A 20,639-nucleotide genomic window follows, 5' to 3' on the forward strand; every position below is an offset into this window, starting at 1 on the left:
CGGAAGAACAGATGTTTCACACACAGTTGTCTGTTTTTCGGAGAAAACCATATGTGATCTTACAGATTATATCACAGGAAAAATTTACTTGCAAGTCCTATTGGGGTTTTCCCTGCAAAATTTCTATGATTTCATCTGCAGTAGCTCCGGCCGGAATCATATGGACCCCCACACGCAGCGAATCGTCAACACCTTTCTGTGTCATGTAAGTATTAAAGTCCTCTGCATTTGGAATCAGCCCTGCCTCAAACAGTTTCCGGCTGACTACATCGGAAAACTCTCCCTGTTTAATTTCAAATTCTACCATATTCTGCGTACCATCGGAAGCCTGTCCGTCTTCCGATGCAGAATTATTGTTATCAGACGTTCCTTCCTGCTTTTCATCTTCCGATTTCGCACTGTCAGATGTTCCGTCATCGTTTTTTTCTTCTTTTTTATCAGATGTTTCTTTCTCTTTTTCTTTACTTTCCTGAGTTTCAGGCGTTTTATTCTCTTCATTCTGCAGGGATTCTGTTTCCTTTTTTTCTGAAGATTTTCCGCCGGAATCTTCTTCCATAACCATTCCCAGAAGTCTGGCACGCTCTATGATTTCCGCGTCAGTCAGTTTTTCCTTTTTATTTCCTGACAGAGCAATTCCCATAATAATGGCAGTGCAGATTACTCCTACTCCCAGTCCTCGCAAATAATATTTTAATTTCATATATTATAAATCTTCCTCTCTGAATAAACCGATTACAAGTTTCACTTCACCTACGCCGAGCCCCAGCTCTTTTGCTATGTCTACGTCAGTTTTTCCTGCCCGGTACATATCCAGAATTCTCTGATTATGGTTCATATTTTCGTCTGACAGCTCTCCGGCAGGCTCTTCTGCCGGTTCTGTTCCCGGTATGTCAGGCAAATCCGGTTCTGCCGCACTCAAAACCGGAGCCTCTGCCGATTCCTGGACCCTGTTCAGAATATCATCGGAATGGGCAACCGTGTTCTGGATATTTTCCTGCAGTTCTTCCAGATTGATGGCAAGCTGTGCAAGATTTCCTGCATATTTCGTAAGCTCAGAATGTTTATCGTTCAGCATACTGTAGAGAAACATTACTTCGTTATGGGTTTTGTGAATGGACTCCAGCACAGTATCGGAATATTCCGTAATTGCACGCATTTTTTCATTGGTTTCCTTATCCAGCGCCCGCTCTACTACTTCCATGGATTTCTCAATGGAATGGTCGATTACCTGGTCCACCATGTTGTCCACCTTTACCTGGGCATCTGTCAGACTTCGCTCAAGAATGCGCCGCATTTCCTCCGTACTCAGCTCAGCGACTTTATCCAGATCCTGATTTGAGAGTTTTTCTGTAACAAAGAAACTTGCAACCATCATTACGACACCAATTACCAGTAAAACAATTTCTATTGTTGACATACCTGTACCCACCTATATTTTCATATCAAAACCACCTGTGGTTTTAACGCTTACCTTTCCGCTGTTTTTTTCCCCCGCCTTTTTCTTTTTATTCCGGCGGTCTTCATACTCATTGCTTCCCTTTTCACGGGCGTCAAATTTCTTTTTCGGATTGTCAGAATCATTGGCATGAGTTACCTGCTGCATGTGATGTGCCGTGTCCTTTGCAAACTGGGTCTGCACATTCTGCTGCTGTAACATGGACTTGTTGTCCTCATTCTGCTTCACCGTGCTTATATCCTGACTTCTCTGAACCACACCGCTGAATTCTACTGGCCGGATTGACATATTCCCACACTCCTTTTATAAAGTACGCACTACAATTTCACCATGCTCCTTGATAAATTTCGAGAACGTTCTTTCACTTTTAATGTTCATGCTTACCTCAGAAATATTTACAGACACACCCGGATAAATACTGCCTTTTACTTTTATCTTGGCATTGTGGGACATCTGAATCTGGTCGTGAAGTTCTTTCAGCTCTTTTCGCTGTGAATTCAAAAGCTGCTGCTTCTCCTTAAAGGATCTGGCGACTGTCTGGACCTGCTGAATCCGCTCCACGCTTAACTTTTCTTTCTTCTGCATTTTTTCATTAAAATTAACGAGAATGGGACGCATCTGTTCCAGTTCTTTACTGATTTGAATAATACTCTTCTGAAGCTCCCCATATCGTTCTTTTATTTCCGGGTCTACTCCTACTTCAATCTTAGTCTGCGTTCCCATGGTAGAACCGATGGTCTGAGCCTCCACCAGATTGCCGGCACGAATGACGCCTCCGTTTACAAAGCCTTTCTTGCCCCCTACACGGATATCGGTTCCTGCCGACACCTGACTGTGAAGAATTGAGCCCGTCTCCACATAGCCTCCGGAAATTACAGTGGCGTTCTCTATAAATTTTGTGATAATATTGTCACTGGCCTGAACTCTTCCTTTGCCCATGCCATGAATTCCGCGCTTTACAATTATCTGCCCGCCTGCAGACAGATAAGCAGCTTCCACTACGCCTTCAATCACAATATCGCCTTTGGCAGTCACGGAAAAACCACTTTTTACATTTCCCTTAATGGTAACATTACCGTCATAGACAATATTTCCTGTGGAAGTATCCACATCGGCCGGCACCTCAAATACATCTTCCACAAATACTTTGCCATTGACCAGACTGGCATGTCCCGTCACACCGGAGTAAATCTCCGTTTTATCTTCAGACAAGGTGATATTATTGCCGAATTCCAGCTTGAGGGTCTTTGCCTGCCTTGCCTGAATCTCACCGCCAAATACATCTTTTCCTGGCTTCCCCGGCACTTCAGGATGAAGTTTTGCCAGCACCTGTCCCTGCTCCACACGGCTGATGGTATTCAGTTCATGATAATTTACAGACCCGTCTTCATTCTTTTTGGGCTTCAGATTGTGGTTTGTATTAAAGAAATATTCAATTTTAGCATCCCTGCCATTTACCGGCGGGATCCCTTTTGCCATAATATAATTGGTACAGTAGCGGCGGTCTTTCAGAAAACGCTGAATCTCCTCCTGATTGAGCCCCACCGTAATATTATGAGCGGACAGATTCGCAACAATTTCTTCTGCCGACAGCAGCTTTCCATTATTGGAAGGAGGATAAAAACGGCAGAACACCAGCATTTTATCCAGGGAAATATTTACTTCCATATGCTCATTTTCATGAAGCCCGTTCCATGCACCTGCATAAATTTCCTGTACGCCATCCGTAAGGCTCAGAATACGGTTCAGTTCTTTTGCATCAAACATGCCGTAACCTTTGCTTTCCAGATATGCTACTACCTCTTTGTATTCCGGGATTTTCCCTCCTTCTTCCGGCGGAAATACCTGAAGGAATACTCCCACATCTCTTACATCTAATTTGAAATACCCATTTTTGCTCTCCATAGCATCAACCACCTAATCCGTTAATATGTTCATGTAGGGTCCCATTGTTTTTTTCATCTTCATCAATGCTTTTGTATGAAGCTGTGATATCCGGGATTCCGACACCTCCAATACGTTGCTTATTTCCTTTAAAGTTAAATCCTCATAATAATATAAGGTAATTACTTTGCGTTCTTTTTCCGTGAGAACCTCCAGAGACTGTTCCAGAACTTTTTTCAGTTCATCCTCCGCAACAGCATCTTCCGGCTGAATAAAATGGGAATTGCCTCTTGCGTCCATGGCAGGCTCCATTCCCTGTTCCAGATATTCATTCAGAGAAACCATATTTGTAACTTTAAGCTGGGACTGCCAGTTCAGCAGTTCTTCTCCGCTCAATTTCAGTTCTTCGGCAATCTCCTCGTCCAGTGCATTCCTGCCGGTTCTTGTCTCTATCTTTTTGACAGCTTCATCAATTTTCTTCTGTTTCTGCCGTACCGTTCTGGGAATCCAGTCCATTTTCCGTATCTGATCCAGAATGGAACCTCTGATTCTCAGACTGGCGTATGTCTCAAATTTTACATCTTTCTTTATATCAAATTTATCAATGGCGTCAATCAGGCCAAAAATTCCATACCCTACCAGATCGTCATATTCCACATTGTATCCCAGATACATACTCAGGCGCCCCGCCACTATCTTAACCAGCGGTGCATATTCCACAATAATCTGTTCTCTCAGTTCTGCCGCGGGCTTTTTTAAAAATTCTGCCCACAATCGTTCTCTTTCTGCCGCGTTCATCCAAAGCCCCCAAGACTGCAGGTAACGCCTTTACAGGCTTTCCTGCGTGATCAAATACAACAAGTTTCCAAACTGTGCGTCTATTGTATTTCTTCTTCCTCTGCGGAATCTTCCTGAGTTTCCGAATCCTCTGCTTCTTCCGGATTCTCTGACTCTTCTTCCTCCGCTGCCTCTTCCGTGGCTTCTTCTGCTTCTTCCCTGAAGTTTCTGTCCAACACCAGTTTTGCAATACATCCAAGGATATAAAAGGATACTAAAACGATAATCCATATTTTTACAAACTGTCCCATTTCCATCTGTTCCATAAAGCCGATAATACAAGTTACGAGTCCGGCTATCAAGGTAATAATTATTGGTACCTGTTTCGTTTTCATATCCTGTCACCCTTTAAATAATCTTTAATGTTTTACCCACTGCCTTAATATAAAATTCCCCGGTTGCCGGATATAATTCAACGGTCCGGCCATAATTCAACCCGGTATCTTCTGCCAGCAGCGGAATCCCAAGCTGTTTCAGCTTCGCCTTTGAAGCCTGGGCATTGCGCTCCCCCACATTACCAATAGTGGAAAGGCCGCTTACCTGGAACATCTTTGCCCCGCCTGCGATTTTTGCGACCAGGCGCCGCTTATTGGCTCCTGCCGCAACCATACGCTTAATCAGTTCCTCTATTCCTGTATCTGCAAATTTGGCAATATTTGCATTATTCCTCATCTGTGTACTGTCAGGAAGCATAATATGTGCCAGTCCCCCAAGTTTTAAAACCGGATCATAGACTGCAATTCCAATACATGATCCCAGTCCCAGAGTGGTAATCATATCCGGTGCCTTGCAAATATTCAAATCTGCCATTCCAACTTTAATTGTAGCCATAACTCCTTGCTCCTTTTACAGTGCAATCCCCAATGAAGTTAAAATTTTATCATAGGAATCTACATCTGGCATTAAAATAAAAAATCCCTGTATTTTTACATCGTCTCCAAACTCCGTCTGTATCAGAAGTGCATTATCCCCATACTGTCCAAACTGAATGGCAGGCACGCTTAAGATAGCCGCTGCCATATCAATGGCAAGATATGGGACGGAAGATGTGATTACCATATTTGTCATCGTAGACAAAGCTGATAAATAGGAGCCGGATATAATATTTCCTATTTCTTTGATTGCGGACAGATCCATCTCATTGAATTCTTCCGCATAATCATCCGGTCTTCCCATCAGATGATTTACCAGATAACGGGCAGATTCCATTTTCAGCAGAAACATCATGCTTCCGCCGATATCGCTTTCCACTTCCAGATAAATGCCCACCACTGTTTCTTCCTCCGCAGAAATCGCGGTGGGAAGTTCCTGAAAAGTCAGAAATTCCACTTTGGGAACTTCCATATTTACTTTCAGGTTCAGCATATTTGAAATTGCGGTGGTAGCGTTGCCTGCACCAATATTGCCGATTTCTTTCAGCACGTCAAAATACATTTCATTTACCTGATCCAAACTAAATTTAGCCATGACCGCTATTCTCCATTTCTCCTTAATTACGAACAGGCTGCTGCCAGAATACGGGTTTGCTGCAACAGCCTCTTTCCATCCAACTATACATTTTCTGATTCATCAATGATGCTGTTGGTATCAAACAGGGAAATCAGTTCCTCTCCGTGCTTTCCAACACCATTGATAAAGTTGCTTTTGCTGTTTCTGGCATCATAAGCTACTTTGTCAATTTCATCCGGACCAAGGGTTACCACTTCTTTCACTTCATCTACAATAAGTCCAAGCACTCCGTGCTCTTCCAGCTTCAGAATAATGATTCTGGTAACATCCGTAAATACATCCGGCTCCAGATCCATCCTGGTACGAATGCTCATTACCGGTACAATTTCCCCGCGCAGATTGATAATTCCCTTAAAATAGGTCTGTGCTTTCGGCACTCTGGTAATCTTCTGCATACGGACAATATTATCTACATAACTGATATCTATTCCATACTGTTCACTGCCGATTTTCACTACGATAAACTGTTTTTTGCCGTCTTCTACCACAGAAATATTATTCGCCATATCAACACCCCCTAAAATAATGTATTAACATCCAGGATCAACGCCACTTCACCATCACCAAGCACAGTTGCGCCGCTGATAATCTTGGTACTGTTGTTAATGTATTTGCCCAGGGATTTGATAACGATTTCCTGCTGGCCGTTCAGCTCATCCACAATAAGTCCTGCAAATTTATCGCCTTTCCGGACAATAATTACGGTAAGGCTTTCCCGTTCTTCATCATCCGGCTCGCAATCCAGCAGCTGATCCAGACGAATCAGAGGGATTACCATGCCGCGAATATGTATCACTTCTTTTGCCTGAACAAACTTGATTTCATCTGCCATAATTTCTTCGATAGTCTCAATAGAGCCCAGGGAAATGGCATATTTTTCATTTCTCACTTCCACCATCAGAGCCTGGATAATTGCCAGAGTCAGCGGAAGGCGTACGGTAAATTTGGAGCCTTCTCCCAGAATACTCTTCACTTCCACATCGCCGCCCAATGCTTCAATGTTGGACTTTACCACATCCAGACCCACGCCCCGGCCGGACACGTCGGAAATCTGTTTTGCCATGGAGAAACTGGGCATAAACAGGAAATCTATAATTTCTTTCTGACTCAGGGCCGCTCCCTGTTCCGGTGTAATCAGGCCCCGTTCAATGGCTTTGTTCTTAACACTTTCCGTATCAATACCGTTACCGTCGTCGCTTACTTCAATAATTACGTTATTTCCTTCCTGGAAAGCATTCAGATGAATGGAACCGCTCTCCGGTTTTCCTCTCTTTTTACGGAGCTCCGCACTCTCCAGACCATGATCTGCCGAATTACGCAAAAGATGCTGCAGAGGATCCCCAATCTGATCCACTACGGTACGGTCCAGTTCCGTATCTTCACCGGTCATATACAGTTCCATCTTCTTGTCCAGTTTTTTGGACAGATCCCGAATCATACGGGGGAATTTCTGAACAACACTTTCAATGGGCACCATACGCACCTTCATGACAGATTCATGAAGTCCTGTGGTAATCCGCTCCAGATATTCAATCTGTTCATGGAATGCCTGGGAATTTGACCCTCCCATGCCTCCGTCAGAAGTAGATCCTATAGATACCAGGGAATTCTTGGCAATAATCAGTTCGCTGACCTGATTCATCAATGCGTCCAGTTTCTCAATATCCACGCGGACCGTACGGTTGGTTACAGGCTTGCCGCCATTCTGTTTCTTGCCTGACTGGGCCTGAGCCTGTGGTTTGGCCTGTGCAGGAGCTGCTGCCGGTACCTGCGCACTTTCCGCATTTCTGGCATTTTCCGCTTCTTTGGCCGCTGCGGCTTCTGCTTCTTCCTTTTTGGCTGCCGCGGCTGTCAGTTCCCGATAAGCCACCTGCTCACCGATTACTTCCTCAATTTCAGAGACAGCCTTTGACACTTCTTTTATTTTATCCAGTTCTGCCTCGCTGGCAAGATAAAAACTGAAATCAAATCCGAATTTTTCATCTTCAATATCCTGAGAAGTGGGGTTATATGCAATAATATTTCCGAAATCCTCCACTGCTTTGAACACCAGAAAAGCTCTTGCCGCCTTCAGCAGACATTCTTCCTGAATATATACCGTAAGGCCGTACAGTTTCATGCCCTTTTCTTCTGATACACGGAGTTCCTCTTTCTCTTTTTCGGAAAATTCCATGTCCATGTATTTTTTCTGAAAACGGTCGCCGGAAGCTGCTTCCTTCGGCTTTTCTTCCGTTTTTTCTTCTTTTGCAGGCGCCGCTCCGGTTCCTGCTGCCAGAATGTCATTCAGTTCCTGAATAATGGCCTCATTATCGTCTGTGCCCTCTTCCGAGCTCTCTTTTACATTCTCCAGATACGCGTCAATGGCATCCAGACACTGGAACAATACGTCCACCAGACCGCTGGTTACGTTCATATTGCCGCTGCGGACTTCCTGAAAAACATTCTCCATATCATGGGTCAGACGCTGCATACGTTTAAAGCCCATGGTACCTGCCATTCCTTTCAGAGAATGAGCCGCACGGAAAATCTCATTAATGGTATCCATGTTCTCCGGGTCTTTTTCAAGACTCATAATACAATCTGACAGGTTCTGCAGATGTCCGTTTGTTTCATCAATAAAAATTTCAAGGTATTGGCTTACATCCATACTACTGTACCCCCACATTCTTTATTATCGTTTGTGCAACTTCTGTCAAGGGAACTACTTCATCTACAGCACCGGCCTCTGCAATTGCCTTGGGCATTCCATATACCACGCAGGACTGAGCGTCCTGGGCAATGACATGAATATTTTTTTTCTGTTTCAGGGAAAGGATTCCTCCGGTTCCGTCCGCCCCCATACCGGTAAGCACCACGCATACAATTTCATCGTATCCGCTTGTACGCAGAGACTCATAAGTCACATTTGCGCAGGGACGCAGTCCGCCGATGGGCGGCTGATCGTTCAGACGGACCACATGGGAGCCATCAGGCTTCTTCTGAACCTCCATATGCTTTCCGCCGGGTGCCACATAAACGCACCCTTTCTCCAGAACGTCTCCCTCTTTTGCTTCCTTTACCTCAATTTTGCTGACGTCATTCAGACGTTCCGCCATGGATCTGGTAAATCCTACGGGCATGTGCTGCACCAGCACCATGGGAGCATCCATATTTTCCGGCAGATAGGGGATTACACTCTGCAGTGCCTTGGGCCCTCCGGTAGAACATGCCAGAGCCACCAGTTTATTTCTGCCTCTTCCAACCGGTTTTTTGGGAATCTGTACGGTTTTCACCGGCGCCGGCTTCTCCTCCGGCCTGGAAGATACTCCGAGAGCGTTTCTTGCGTTATCCGATCTGATAACTGCTTTCAGAACCCTCAGCAGACTTCCTTTAAACTCTTCTCCCTTTGCTTCAATAATATTACACGGTTTGGTGACAAAATCAATGGCCCCCAGTTCCATGGCGCGAATGGTCACGTCCGCATCCTTAACGGTCAGAGTGCTTACCATAATAACGGTAGCATTAATTTTGTCCTGCTGTAGTTTCTCCAGTAATTCCAGACCATCCATCCGGGGCATATTCACATCCAGAATCACAGCGTCATAGCCGGTAGTTTTCAGTCTTTCATATGCCTCCAGGCCATCTCTACAGACATCCGTTGCCTGAAATGTACTTTCTGTGTTAATTATATCACAGATAAGCCTTCTCATAAGTGCAGAATCATCAACCACTAAAATATTTTTTTTCATAACATCATCCTTTTTGTCTGCTTTTACGTTCCTGCTCAAAAATATATTTAATAATCTTTTCCCGCTCTTTTTGATCCCGCATCAGAAAATTGATGCGGTATTCGTATTTCTTCTCTTTATCTCCGGATTCAATTTCCTGGCAAAGCAGGACTTTTCCGACGATTTCCAGAAGATAATTCATACTTTCATTTTCCAGCCGAAGAGAAAGGACCAGATAATCTCCTTTCGTTCCCGGCATATTTGCCACAAATCTCAGACCGCCCCCGCTGATATCCACTGCAATGGCTTCCCGCGCCAGATCTTCCGGATAGTTTAATCTATGATGCTCTTTTAATTTCGTGATATCTTCTATTTCAGCTTCCTCATCGGTAATCATCATGTACTGCATATCCATCACGCATTCGAAACGGTAATACTCCCGTCTCTGGAACTTTTCCAGAGGGCTTCTGGGTTCTATCAGCAGCAGATAGAGATTTTCCCGGATATAACGGTTCTTAATATGGGCCACACAGCGATACAGGCCTCCTCTGGCATAGAAGCGAAATTCCAGCCTGACGCCGCCGGGGGGAGCCTGCGTCTTCCCCTCTTTCGTAGGGACCAGCACTTCAAAAAAACCATCGTCCCGTATATTTTCCACAATACTGTAATATACAGGAGGCTGTTCTCCCAGCTTCTTTCCCTGTTCTACCTGCTGCAGAATCCGAATCTCAACTTTGTCTCCCGGTCTGACTATATTAGAATTCATGATGCACCTCTGACTTAACTTTTTTATGCCTGGCCTTTTCTGTAAATAAAACGTGAAAAGAGCTGCATAATTCCTCTTTTTTCACGAATCGGGGCTGTGGTTCCCTCCAGAAGATTGCCGGTCAGGACTTCAAATGCTCTGCTGGATTTTGCATCCGGATAGAGAATACTCACCGGCTGCTGCTGACGGACCGCCTTTTCCATGGCATTGTCCTGGGGAATCATACCCAGATATTCCAGATTTCCCTGTAAAAACTGCCCTACCACTGCATTCAGCTTTTCGTAAATTCCCGTTCCCTCTTCTTCTGTAACTACCCGGTTGGAAATAACCTTTATTTTTGTCTGAGCCTGGCGAAATTCAGGGTTGCGGTGCAAAGCCTTCAGCAGAGAATAGGCATCCGTCAGGGAACTGGGCTCGGAAGTGGCAAGAAGCAAAATTTCCGGACTGGCCATAACAAATTCCAGTACATGGTCCGAAATGCCGGCCCCGGTATCTATCAGTACAATATCTGCAAGTTCATCCAGTTCCGACAGATTCCGCACCAGAAATTTCAACTGGTCTTTGGACAGGTTATTCACACCGGTTATACCGGAACCTCCTGATATAAAACCGATATCCAGAGGTCCGGGAGTAATGATTTCCTGTATGGTCTTTCCCCGGTAAATCAAATCACTTAAATTATATTTGGGAATGGCTCCGAACATGATTTCCACATTTGCAAGCCCCAGATCCGCATCAAAGATAATCACTTTCTTTCCCTGTTTCTGCATCTGGACTGCCAGATTTACTGCCACGTTCGATTTCCCTACCCCGCCTTTTCCGCTGGTTACTGTAAAAATGCGGGCTTTGCGGGTGGACTGCTGATTCTTTTTTACAATATTTCTTAACTGCTCCGCCTGGTCCATGTCATTTTCCTCCAAGCAGAAGTTTTACAATTTTCTGCGTATTAAAAACTTCAATATCCTCCGGAACATTCTGTCCGTACGTGGAGTAGGATAAATCTGCTCCCGTATACAGTTTCATATTCAGAATATTTCCGAGACAACTTGTTTCATCCAGTTTGGTAAAAATTAATTTAAAATGAAAATTTTCCTTATAGACGTCCGCTATATCAAGCAAATCCCTGTATTTGGTGGTAGCGCTCAGTACCAGATACGTTTCTTTCTGATATTCCCCCGGTATTCTGTCAATCAGATGCCTTGTTTCATTCCGCTGGTCCGCATTCTTATGGGAAAACCCTGCGGTATCCACAAGCACCAGGTCATATTCCTCGGAATTTCTCAGTTTCTCATTCAGCTCCTCGGAAGAATACACGATATCCAGCGGAGTATCCAGAATATTTGCATAAGTACGAAGCTGCTCTGCCGCCGCGATTCGATAGGTATCTGCTGTGAGCAGGGCTACTTTCTTTCCCTTTTCCATTTTAAACCGCGACGCTATCTTGGCAATGGTAGTGGTTTTTCCCACTCCCGTAGGACCGATAAAAAATACTACTTTCGGTTTCCGGCCGGACAGTTCAATGGGCTGAGGCTGTCCGAACTTCAGAATCATTTTCTGATAAATACTGGACAGGATCAAATCCACACTGGCCCCGCCCTTCATCACTTTTTCCACTTCATCCATAATCTGATTTACATATTTCTCATCTACTTCATTATCCAGCAGAATACTGTAAATCATTTTGATAAACTTAAAATTCTCATCCACCGGAGCTTCTTTGGGAAGTTCTTTTTCCGGCTCCGGCTGAGGCGCCAGCTTTTTCTCCAGAAGAGACTGCAGACTTTCCAGCTTCTCTTCCAGATTGTTCTCCATGGCACTGTCCTTTCTCTTCTCTTCCGCCTCCTGAGCACCCATGGAAGAAGCCCAGGTATTTTCCACTTTTGCAAATACTTCCTTTAATGGTTCCGGCTTCGGTATGGAAATTGGCTCGTCTGCCGCAATATTGATATTACCGGGAGGGGAAGCCGGCACAGAACCGGAAGTCCCCGGAACCAGGGGCGGCGTCTGGGTCATGGGCATTCCTGACGGCACAGCAGATACAGAAGATATGGGCGACACCGGAGATGCGGGCATAGACGGTGTTACCGAAGGCATGTGCGCCGGAATTCTGGCTCCTGCCTGCTGATCCTCCTCTATGGCTGCCGTCACTTCATACAAGGGAGTCTTGAAAGAACGCAGAAACCCTTTTGGCTTTATCTCTTTCACATTCATAATCACTGTCTGAGGTCCAAACTCCTCTCTTGCCCTGGCAGTGGCTTCTTCTTCTGTTCTCCCCTGAAATTTCTTTATCGTCATGAAAGGCTCACCATCCCTACTGATTGTAATTCTATATTAGATTCCACTTCATTATAGGAAACTACAATTAAATCCCTGAAGTAATCTTCTGTCAGTTTCTTAAAATACATACGCACAATGGGCGATGTTATGATAATTGCATTCTTCCCAAGATTCTCCAGCTTGGCTGTCTCTGTTTCCACAGAGGCCATAATGGCTTTTGTCTTTTCCGGGTCCAGGGTCAGATATGCCCCCTGTTCCGTCTGCTTTACCGCACCCATAATTTCCTGTTCCAGAGCGGGATCCAGCGTTATCACACTGGTCACTTCGTTGGCAGGGAAATATTTGCTGGAAATTGCCCGCTTCAGACTTTGCCTTGCATATTCTGTCAGTACGTCCGTATCACGGGTTGTGGCCGCATGATCTGCCATGGTTTCAAAAATGGTAAGCAAATCCCGGATGGAAATACCTTCCCGCAGCAGGTTCTGAAGCACTTTCTGAATCTCGCCCACGCCCAGCAGCTTGGGTATCAGCTCGTCCACAAGAGTCGGATTGGTTTCCTTAATATTATTGACAAGATTCTGTACATCCTGTCTGGACAGCAGCTCATCAATATGCATCCTGATTACTTCCGTCAGATGGGTTGCAATGATAGAAGGCGGATCCACCACTGTATAGCCCAGGCTCTCGGCCCGTTCTCTCTGACTCTCCGTAATCCACAGAGCCGGCAGATGGAAAGAAGGTTCAAAAGTAGGAATACCGGAAATTTCTTCTTCCACAAATCCCGGATTCATGGCCATATAATGGTCAAACAGGATTTCTCCCTCCGTAACCTGAATTCCCTTAATTTTAATAATGTACTGATTGGGATTTAACTGGATATTATCTCTGAGGCGGATAATCGGTACAACGGTGCCAAGCTCCAGAGCAATCTGCCTTCGAATCATAACCACACGATCCAGCAGGTCGCCTCCCTGATTCACATCAGCCAGCGGTATGATACCATATCCGAATTCCAGCTCGATGGGATCCACCTGGAGAAGGGATACCACATTTTCCGGCCGGCGTATTTCCTCCGCCTGTTCTTCCGCCATATCCACTTCTTCTTCGATGGCTTCCATCCCAAGGCTGGCATCCATATTTCTGGCTGCAACCAGAAAAGCAATTCCAAAGGGAATAAACAGTCTCCAGTCCAGAGGCGTTACAATGCCAAGGAAAATCAGTACCGCGCCTACAATATACAATACTTTTGGAATTCCAAATAACTGATGAATCAGCGTATCTCCGAAATCTGCTTCCTTGGAAGCCTTGGTAACCAGAATACCGGTTGCCAGAGAAATCAGAAGGGAAGGAATCTGGCTGACCAGACCGTCACCGATGGTAAGGATTCCATATTCATTCAGGGCGTCGCCGATTGTCATACCCTGACGGAGCATCCCCATGGCAATTCCGCCCACCAGGTTAATCAGGGTAATGAGAATACCTACATTCGCATCTCCCTTTACATACTTGGTCGCACCATCCATAGCTCCGAAAAAGCTGGACTCCTGCTGAATTTTATTTCTTCGTTCTATCGCCTGTTTGTCACTGATGGCACCTGTATTCAAATCCGCATCAATGGCCATCTGCTTACCAGGCATGGCGTCCAGAGTAAATCTGGCTGTTACTTCTGATACACGTTCCGAACCCTTGTTGATAACAATCAACTGAATTAAAATCATAACCACAAAGATAATGGCGCCGATAATGAAATCGCTTCCACCTACGAACTGGCCGAAGGTACGCACAACATTACCCGGATCCCCTGTGGTTAAAATCAGACGTGTGGAAGAAACGTTCAGCGAAATACGAAAAAGGGTCGTGAACAAAAGGAGGGTTGGAAAAAAGGACATATCCAGCACTTCTTTTACAAACAGGGCATTCATTAATATTACCAATGCTATGGATATATTAAATGCCAGCATGATATCCAATAGAATCGAGGGAATCGGCACAATAAAGAATATGATTGCAACCAGCAGGTACAGTGCAACCCCCATATCAGCTTTTTTCATGCTGTTTTCTCCTTTCGTCTCATCTGTCTCATTTATCTATTCTCCCTCAGGCTGTAAACAAAGGCCAGTACCTCCGCTACTGCCTGATACAATTCCGGCGGAACTTCTTCGCCAACATCCACATTGGCATAAAGCATCCTTGCCAGCGGTTTGTTTTCCACAATTTCTATCTGATGTTCCCTGGCCGCTTCCTTAATCTTCATGGCCAGATAATCCTCACCCTTTGCCACTACGACAGGAGCGGAATACTGACTGGCATCATACCGGATTGCCACCGCGTAATGGGTGGGGTTGGTAATTACCACGTCTGCATTGGGAAGATTCTGCATCATACGCCGCTGAGAGGCCTCCCTCATCCTGGAACGCTGCTTTCCCTTGATTTCCGGATTTCCCTCGGTATTTTTATATTCATCTTTTACTTCCTGCTTGGTCATTTTCATGTCTTCTTTGAATTTATGCTTCTGATAAATCCAGTCGGCAATTCCTACCAGCAGATACACCAGACTGATTTTCAGCCCGGCATCAATCACAATGGTTCCCACCAGCAGAATCACCTGCATCAGCGGAATATCATACAGCAGAAACAGTTCATCCTGATGGTCTTTGATGGCCGAATAAGCCACATAGGCAATCAAACTTACCTTTACAACAGACTTCAACAGCTCAAACAGAGAATCTTTGGAAATAATCCGCTTAAAACCATTGAGGGGATTTAATTTGTTAAATTTGGGATGCATGGGCTTCGTAGTCACCTTCCATCCCACCTGAAAAATATTGCTGACAAGTGCAACAGCAAATCCTATGGCAAATATAGGTCCGAGGACTTTCATAATTGTCAGAATCGTATTGTTGATAATCACAGCAGCGGCATGATCTGACAGACCGCCCACACTGTCGTCAATCACATCCGGTATCTTATTATAATACACAGAAAAATTGCGAAATAAACTTTCGCCAATAGAGGAAATAAATACTTTCAGCATTAAAAATAATGCAATCAGGCTTAAGGCGCTGTTCAGCTCCTGGCTTTTGGCCACCTGGCCTTCATTTCTGGCATCCTGCAGTTTCTTGGCTGTGGCGGGCTCTGTCTTTTCCCCGCCATTTCCGTCTTTTGCAAACCACTGGAGGTCATATTCCATCAAAAAACAGAATTCTTCTCTCACGCTAATACATTCCTTCAACTACAGAAACAATCATTCTTTTCATTTCCCTGAAGATAAAATTTGAAATATCAGGCAGCAGTATAATTGTTACAAACAAAATGGAAAACCCAACCAAAACCTTTAACTGCATTCCCACCGCAAACATGTTCATCTGAGGCGCTACCTTTGCCATAACTCCCAGAATACAGTTCAGAATCATACTGGTGGCGAAAATGGGAAGTACAATACGGAATCCGATTACCATTAAATCTGCAATATACATGGTCATGGTGCCCATCAGATGTTCCCAGTCAAAAACACTTCCGTTAATGGGAATCAACTGGTAAGTATCAATCAGAGCCCGGAGAATATAGTGATGCATATCCGTAATCACCAGAAGCAGCATAATAAAATAATTGTACATGGTTCCGGTCAGACCGGACTGTGTACGGGTAGTAGGGTCATAAATATTCGCCATTGCAAGGCCGATTTCCATATCAATAATTTTACCGGAAAATACAATAATGGAATTACAAATATTTGCTGCAAATCCAATAAGCAATCCTGTAATTCCTTCCCGCAGAACGATGATGGCGAATTCGATTGTTCCGGCATATTCCAAAGATTCTTTCGGCAGTATCACCTGATATAAAATCAATGCCACAAACACCGACAGCCCGATTTTCACCCGGCCCGGACTATTATTCATGCCAAAAAACGGAGCAACAAAGGTAAATGATGCAACCCTTACCAATATCATCAGAAAATATTCAAATGTATATACTGTAAACTCATAGTTTATCATACTGTCTCAACCTAACGCAGATACAGACCGAAATTATTCCATAATTCCGTCATAAAGCCTGTCAGATTCTCCAACATCCACCCGCCTAACAGCATCATTCCCAAAAAGACAGCGATAATCTTGGGTACAAAGGTCAGAGTCTGCTCCTGAATGGAAGTCACCGTCTGGAAAATACTGATAATCAGACCGACAATCAGGGAAATCAGCAGCAACGGTGCAGATACTTTGATAATCAAAAACAATGCTTCTCTGGCAATGTCCAGCACCTGTCCTTCTGTAATCATATGTTTTCACCTCTACACTTCGCAACCACTTGCTTCCACAAGTGGTTGTACTCAATAAAATGTCTTTACAAGATTTCCGATTACCAGATCCCATCCGTCTGCCAGAACAAACAGCAGTATTTTGAAGGGCATGGAAATCGTAGTAGGAGGCAGCATCATCATACCCATGGACATCAGCACGGAAGCCACTACCATATCAATCACAATAAACGGTATATAAATCAGGAAACCAATAATAAATGCTGTCCGCAGTTCACTGACAATAAAACCTGGAATTACCACATGCATGGGAATAGGCTCCAGCGTCTCCGGTTCGCTTAAATCCATACCGGTCATGTCAATTTCCGCAATATCACAGAACAGCTTCAAATCCTTTCGCTGCATTTCTTTGTACATAAACCGGCGGATTGGAGCTTCGATTCGCTCCATGGCCTCTTCCTGATTAATCTCATTGGCCTCCAGAGGCTGAATCACTGTCTCATTAATTTCTGAAAATACAGGGTTCATAATAAACAGCGTTAAAAATAACGCCAGACCTACCAGCACCTGATTGGGAGGAACCGTCTGGGTTCCAATTGCAGTCCTCACAAAATGCAGTACAATAATAATTCTCGTAAAGGAGGTCAGCATAATCAGAATGGACGGCGCCAGTGTAATCACTGTAAGTATCAGCAAAATCCTGATATTACCGGATAAATTCCCCTCTTCATTATTCCAGCTGAATGTCAGCCCATTGGTAGTTCCCGGTTCTGCCCTCTGAGTGTTGGGAGTGGTAAGCTCTCCCGTCTCCTGCCTGGTGGTGTCCGTAATCTGCTGATTGGCATCCGCTGCACTTCCTGTCGCATATGCGCTTTGCCCAAAACATAAAAACAGCATAAGAATCAGCGTAACTGTGCCAAAGGCAAAGGAAGTCCCGCAATATATTTTTTTCAGCTTTCTCATAGTGTTTTGCCTACTTCCTGGGAATTTTTTTCTTCAGGTTATTCAATATTTCCTGAAAATTCTCATTCACATTAACCGGATTTTTCCCTTCCGGGGAAGGCATCCAGACCAGTTGTTCCTCCGTCAGCTCCGTCAGAATATTGATGGTATCCTTACAGACGGAAATGACCAGATATTTTTTCCCAACCTGAATAATCTGAATAAACTTATTATTGTTTACCCGGAATGTTTCAATGACCCGTATGTTCTTATCTGCCATCATTCCCTGCTGATATCCGGCAATCCACCTGGTCACTCCCCAGGTGAGCGCCAATACCAGAAGAAATACCAGAAGCACGCCGATCAATTGGAAAAAACTTTCCCATCCTGAGGAAATTTCCAGCAAAATCATCTTATCCAACTACTTTTTTCACAGCTTCCAATACACGTTCTGCCTGGAACGGTTTTACAATAAAGTCTTTGGCACCGGACTGAATGGCTTCAATAACCATTGCCTGCTGTCCCATTGCGGAACACATAATAATACATGCGGAAGGATCTGCAGCTTTAATCTGCTTCAAAGCCTGAATTCCGTCCATTTCCGGCATGGTAATATCCATCAGTACCAGATCCGGTTTGGTCTCATTGTACTTTTCCACTGCTTTCAGACCATTCTCAGCTTCTCCTGCAATATTGTAGCCATTCTTGGTAAGAATGTCCTTGATCATCATTCTCATAAACGCTGCGTCATCACAAATTAAAATATTCTTTGCCATATCTTTTTCTCCTTGATATCACTTTTTTATTAGTTATTTATAATTTCGGTAATACGCACGCCAAAACTTTCTTCCAGTACTACGACTTCGCCCTTGGCAACGTATTTACCATTTACTAACACATCAATCGGTTCCCCGGCAATCTTATTCAATTCTATGATAGTTCCCGGAGCAAATTCCAGAATATCATGAATGGACTTGCTGGTTCTTCCAAGTTCCACCGTTACATCCAGCGGAACATCCATAATCAGTCCAATGTTTTCCTGCTGAGTAATCGGATTGAAATCACCTGCAAAAGCCTGGAACTGAGCAGGCTGTACATTAACCGGCTGCTGAGCATACATCTGAGACATATCTCCCATCATCGGCATTCCCATCACGGGCTGCCCGCTCATCATCGGCTGTCCCATCATGGGCTGCCCGCCCATCATCGGCTGCCCCATCATGGGCTGAGGCGCTGCCACCGGCTGAGGTGCAGGCGCAGGTGCAGGTGCTTCCGGCGCAGGTGCAGGCGCTTCCGCTGAAGTTGAGGAAGTATCTGCTTCCATTGTCTGCGCCACACCGGAACACATTTCCTTTGCAAAGGAAAATGGATACAGCTGCATAATCTCACTGTTTACCAGATCCCCAATTTCCATTTTGAAAGAAATCTTTACAAACCGGCCGGCCAGAAATTCATCAATTTCCTCTCCGTTCAGAGTATCTTTTAAATCTACCAGATCTGCAGACGGGGGACTGATATCAATCATTTTATTCAGCATGGATGACAGAGATGTGGCAGCGCTTCCCATCATCTGGTTCATAGCCTCGCTGATTGCACTCAGATGCAGTTCACCAAGCTCACCATCCAGATTTGTGCCGTCTCCTCCCATCATCAAATCCGTGATAATTTTCACGTCATGTTCCTTTAATACCAGAAGATTGCTCCCATCCAGTCCCACGGTATAGGCAATTCTGATAAATACACAGGGTCTCTCATAGGCCTCCACGATATCATCCCAGGTAGCAAAGGTAACTACCGGTGTGGAGATATCCACTTTCCTGTTTACAAGAGAAAATAAAGTGGTGGCTGCTGTCCCCATGCTGATATTGGAAATCTCGCCTATGGCGTCAATTTCATCCGGGGTCAGGTCTTCGAGCCCTTCCGTTCCGGAAACGGCTGCATCCATACCTGCATCATCATTCAACAGAGCACTAATTTCCTCCTGTGATAAAACTCCATCCATTCCATCCATAATCTCACTGCTCCTCTCTGATTACTGATGTAACTCTTACTGCATACTGTTCCCCAGATGCACCAGGCAAAGCAGTAAATTTTTTAATATTTCCAACATATACATCCAATTCATCTTCCACTTTCCGGTCCAGACGGATAATATCGCCCACCTGAAGATTGATGAAATCACTTACTGAAATAGCGCTCTTTCCCAGAACTGCTTTCACCGGCATGGGCGCTTTGGAAATAATGGACTCAATAACCTCCGTATATTCCTGTTCGCCGCGGGCCTGCATGGTGGAAAACCAGAATTTGGTATTCAGCTTATCCATCACGTCTTCCAGCGTCATATAGGGAAGACAGACATTCATCAGACCTTCCACATCTCCGATTTTCATATTAATTGTGATAATCGCAATCATTTCACTGGGAGAAATAAACTGTGCAAACTGGGAGTTCGTCTCGATTCGCTCCAGCCTTGGATGTATCTCCAGCACATTTTCCCAGGGCTCCCGGAGAAGATTGATACACACATTCATAATACGCTCAATAATCAGCAACTCAATTTCTGAAAAATCACGGCTGCGTTCCAGAGGAACTCCCATACCGCCCAGCATTCGGTCTACCATGGCATATCCCAGATTGGAAGCCAGATCTATAATAATGCTGCCCGGCATCGGTGCAAAATTCACAATCCCCAAAAGTACCGGATTGGACATGGAATTTGAAAATTCCGAATAGGTAACTGCCTCCGAATTCATAACTTCCACCTGAATATTTTTTCTCAGATATGCCGGAAGATTTGTAGAAAGCAGTCTTCCATAATGTTCGAATATAATCTCCATCGTTCTGAGATGTTCCTTGGAGAATTTCGCAGGCCTTGCAAAGTCATAATCCTTTACCTGCTTTTCCCCGGTATCCTTAATCTCATCTGCGTCCAGCTCACCGTTGCTCAAAGCACTCAGCAGACTGTCTATCTCATTTTGGGATAAGACCTCGCCCATCCTC

23 protein-coding genes are annotated in these 20,639 nt (G+C 44.6%); all 23 read right to left on the reverse strand.

Annotated elements, in window-relative coordinates; all coding sequences use genetic code 11:
* Positions 1-97: 97 nt before the first annotated feature.
* On the reverse strand, positions 98-700 hold the full coding sequence (locus VSQ32_07240; GenBank protein ID MEH2942656.1) for a hypothetical protein: 603 nt from the start codon (positions 698-700) through the stop codon (positions 98-100).
* Positions 701-703: 3 nt separating this feature from the next.
* On the reverse strand, positions 704-1,417 hold the full coding sequence (locus VSQ32_07245) for a DUF6115 domain-containing protein (protein MEH2942657.1): 714 nt from the start codon (positions 1,415-1,417) through the stop codon (positions 704-706).
* 12 nt (positions 1,418-1,429) lie between these two features.
* Positions 1,430-1,744 (reverse strand): hypothetical protein, encoded by a 315-nt coding sequence (locus VSQ32_07250; GenBank protein MEH2942658.1) that lies wholly within the window; start codon positions 1,742-1,744, stop codon positions 1,430-1,432.
* A 15-nt stretch (positions 1,745-1,759) separates the two neighbouring features.
* A complete protein-coding gene (locus VSQ32_07255; protein ID MEH2942659.1) occupies positions 1,760-3,361 on the reverse strand; it encodes a FapA family protein in 1,602 nt (533 codons plus the stop codon).
* Positions 3,362-3,373: 12 nt separating this feature from the next.
* Positions 3,374-4,138: a FliA/WhiG family RNA polymerase sigma factor gene (locus tag VSQ32_07260; protein MEH2942660.1), complete on the reverse strand. Its 765-nt coding sequence runs from the start codon at positions 4,136-4,138 to the stop codon at positions 3,374-3,376.
* Positions 4,139-4,218: 80 nt separating this feature from the next.
* A complete protein-coding gene (locus tag VSQ32_07265; protein MEH2942661.1) occupies positions 4,219-4,512 on the reverse strand; it encodes a hypothetical protein in 294 nt (97 codons plus the stop codon).
* A 13-nt stretch (positions 4,513-4,525) separates the two neighbouring features.
* Complete coding sequence (locus VSQ32_07270) at positions 4,526-5,008, reverse strand: chemotaxis protein CheD (GenBank protein MEH2942662.1); 483 nt, start codon at positions 5,006-5,008, stop codon at positions 4,526-4,528.
* A 15-nt stretch (positions 5,009-5,023) separates the two neighbouring features.
* Positions 5,024-5,644: a chemotaxis protein CheC gene (locus tag VSQ32_07275; GenBank protein ID MEH2942663.1), complete on the reverse strand. Its 621-nt coding sequence runs from the start codon at positions 5,642-5,644 to the stop codon at positions 5,024-5,026.
* Between the two features lie 83 nt (positions 5,645-5,727).
* Entirely contained in the window at positions 5,728-6,192 is a 465-nt protein-coding gene (locus VSQ32_07280; GenBank protein ID MEH2942664.1) for a chemotaxis protein CheW, read from the reverse strand.
* Between the two features lie 11 nt (positions 6,193-6,203).
* Positions 6,204-8,333, reverse strand: coding sequence for a chemotaxis protein CheA (locus tag VSQ32_07285; protein ID MEH2942665.1), 2,130 nt, complete (start codon positions 8,331-8,333; stop codon positions 6,204-6,206).
* A 1-nt stretch (position 8,334) separates the two neighbouring features.
* On the reverse strand, positions 8,335-9,414 hold the full coding sequence (locus VSQ32_07290; GenBank protein MEH2942666.1) for a chemotaxis response regulator protein-glutamate methylesterase: 1,080 nt from the start codon (positions 9,412-9,414) through the stop codon (positions 8,335-8,337).
* A 4-nt stretch (positions 9,415-9,418) separates the two neighbouring features.
* The gene (locus VSQ32_07295) at positions 9,419-10,159 is read right to left on the reverse strand and encodes a flagellar brake domain-containing protein (GenBank protein MEH2942667.1); all 741 of its coding nucleotides are present in this window, start codon (positions 10,157-10,159) and stop codon (positions 9,419-9,421) included.
* A 23-nt stretch (positions 10,160-10,182) separates the two neighbouring features.
* Positions 10,183-11,064, reverse strand: a complete 882-nt coding sequence (locus VSQ32_07300) for a MinD/ParA family protein (protein ID MEH2942668.1) — start codon at positions 11,062-11,064, stop codon at positions 10,183-10,185.
* A 1-nt stretch (position 11,065) separates the two neighbouring features.
* Entirely contained in the window at positions 11,066-12,454 is a 1,389-nt protein-coding gene (gene flhF, locus VSQ32_07305) for a flagellar biosynthesis protein FlhF (protein ID MEH2942669.1), read from the reverse strand.
* Entirely contained in the window at positions 12,451-14,487 is a 2,037-nt protein-coding gene (flhA, locus tag VSQ32_07310) for a flagellar biosynthesis protein FlhA (GenBank protein MEH2942670.1), read from the reverse strand. The genes flhF and flhA overlap by 4 nt, the downstream gene beginning before the upstream one ends.
* 32 nt (positions 14,488-14,519) lie before the next feature.
* Positions 14,520-15,626: a flagellar biosynthesis protein FlhB gene (gene flhB / locus VSQ32_07315; GenBank protein ID MEH2942671.1), complete on the reverse strand. Its 1,107-nt coding sequence runs from the start codon at positions 15,624-15,626 to the stop codon at positions 14,520-14,522.
* A 25-nt stretch (positions 15,627-15,651) separates the two neighbouring features.
* Positions 15,652-16,434 carry a flagellar biosynthetic protein FliR gene (gene fliR / locus VSQ32_07320; GenBank protein ID MEH2942672.1) on the reverse strand — a complete coding sequence of 261 codons (783 nt, stop codon included), beginning with the start codon at positions 16,432-16,434 and terminating at the stop codon, positions 15,652-15,654.
* 11 nt (positions 16,435-16,445) lie between these two features.
* Positions 16,446-16,718 carry a flagellar biosynthesis protein FliQ gene (gene fliQ / locus VSQ32_07325; GenBank protein MEH2942673.1) on the reverse strand — a complete coding sequence of 91 codons (273 nt, stop codon included), beginning with the start codon at positions 16,716-16,718 and terminating at the stop codon, positions 16,446-16,448.
* A 51-nt stretch (positions 16,719-16,769) separates the two neighbouring features.
* A complete protein-coding gene (gene fliP, locus VSQ32_07330) occupies positions 16,770-17,660 on the reverse strand; it encodes a flagellar type III secretion system pore protein FliP (GenBank protein ID MEH2942674.1) in 891 nt (296 codons plus the stop codon).
* A 10-nt stretch (positions 17,661-17,670) separates the two neighbouring features.
* Positions 17,671-18,051 carry a flagellar biosynthetic protein FliO gene (locus VSQ32_07335; GenBank protein ID MEH2942675.1) on the reverse strand — a complete coding sequence of 127 codons (381 nt, stop codon included), beginning with the start codon at positions 18,049-18,051 and terminating at the stop codon, positions 17,671-17,673.
* Between the two features lies 1 nt (position 18,052).
* On the reverse strand, positions 18,053-18,415 hold the full coding sequence (locus tag VSQ32_07340) for a response regulator (protein MEH2942676.1): 363 nt from the start codon (positions 18,413-18,415) through the stop codon (positions 18,053-18,055).
* 29 nt (positions 18,416-18,444) lie between these two features.
* A complete protein-coding gene (gene fliY / locus VSQ32_07345; GenBank protein ID MEH2942677.1) occupies positions 18,445-19,641 on the reverse strand; it encodes a flagellar motor switch phosphatase FliY in 1,197 nt (398 codons plus the stop codon).
* Between the two features lie 13 nt (positions 19,642-19,654).
* Positions 19,655-20,635, reverse strand: a complete 981-nt coding sequence (fliM, locus tag VSQ32_07350) for a flagellar motor switch protein FliM (GenBank protein MEH2942678.1) — start codon at positions 20,633-20,635, stop codon at positions 19,655-19,657.
* Positions 20,636-20,639: the final 4 nt, after the last annotated feature.

Source organism: Lachnospiraceae bacterium JLR.KK002 (genome assembly GCA_036941025.1).
GTDB lineage: Bacteria > Bacillota > Clostridia > Lachnospirales > Lachnospiraceae > Petralouisia.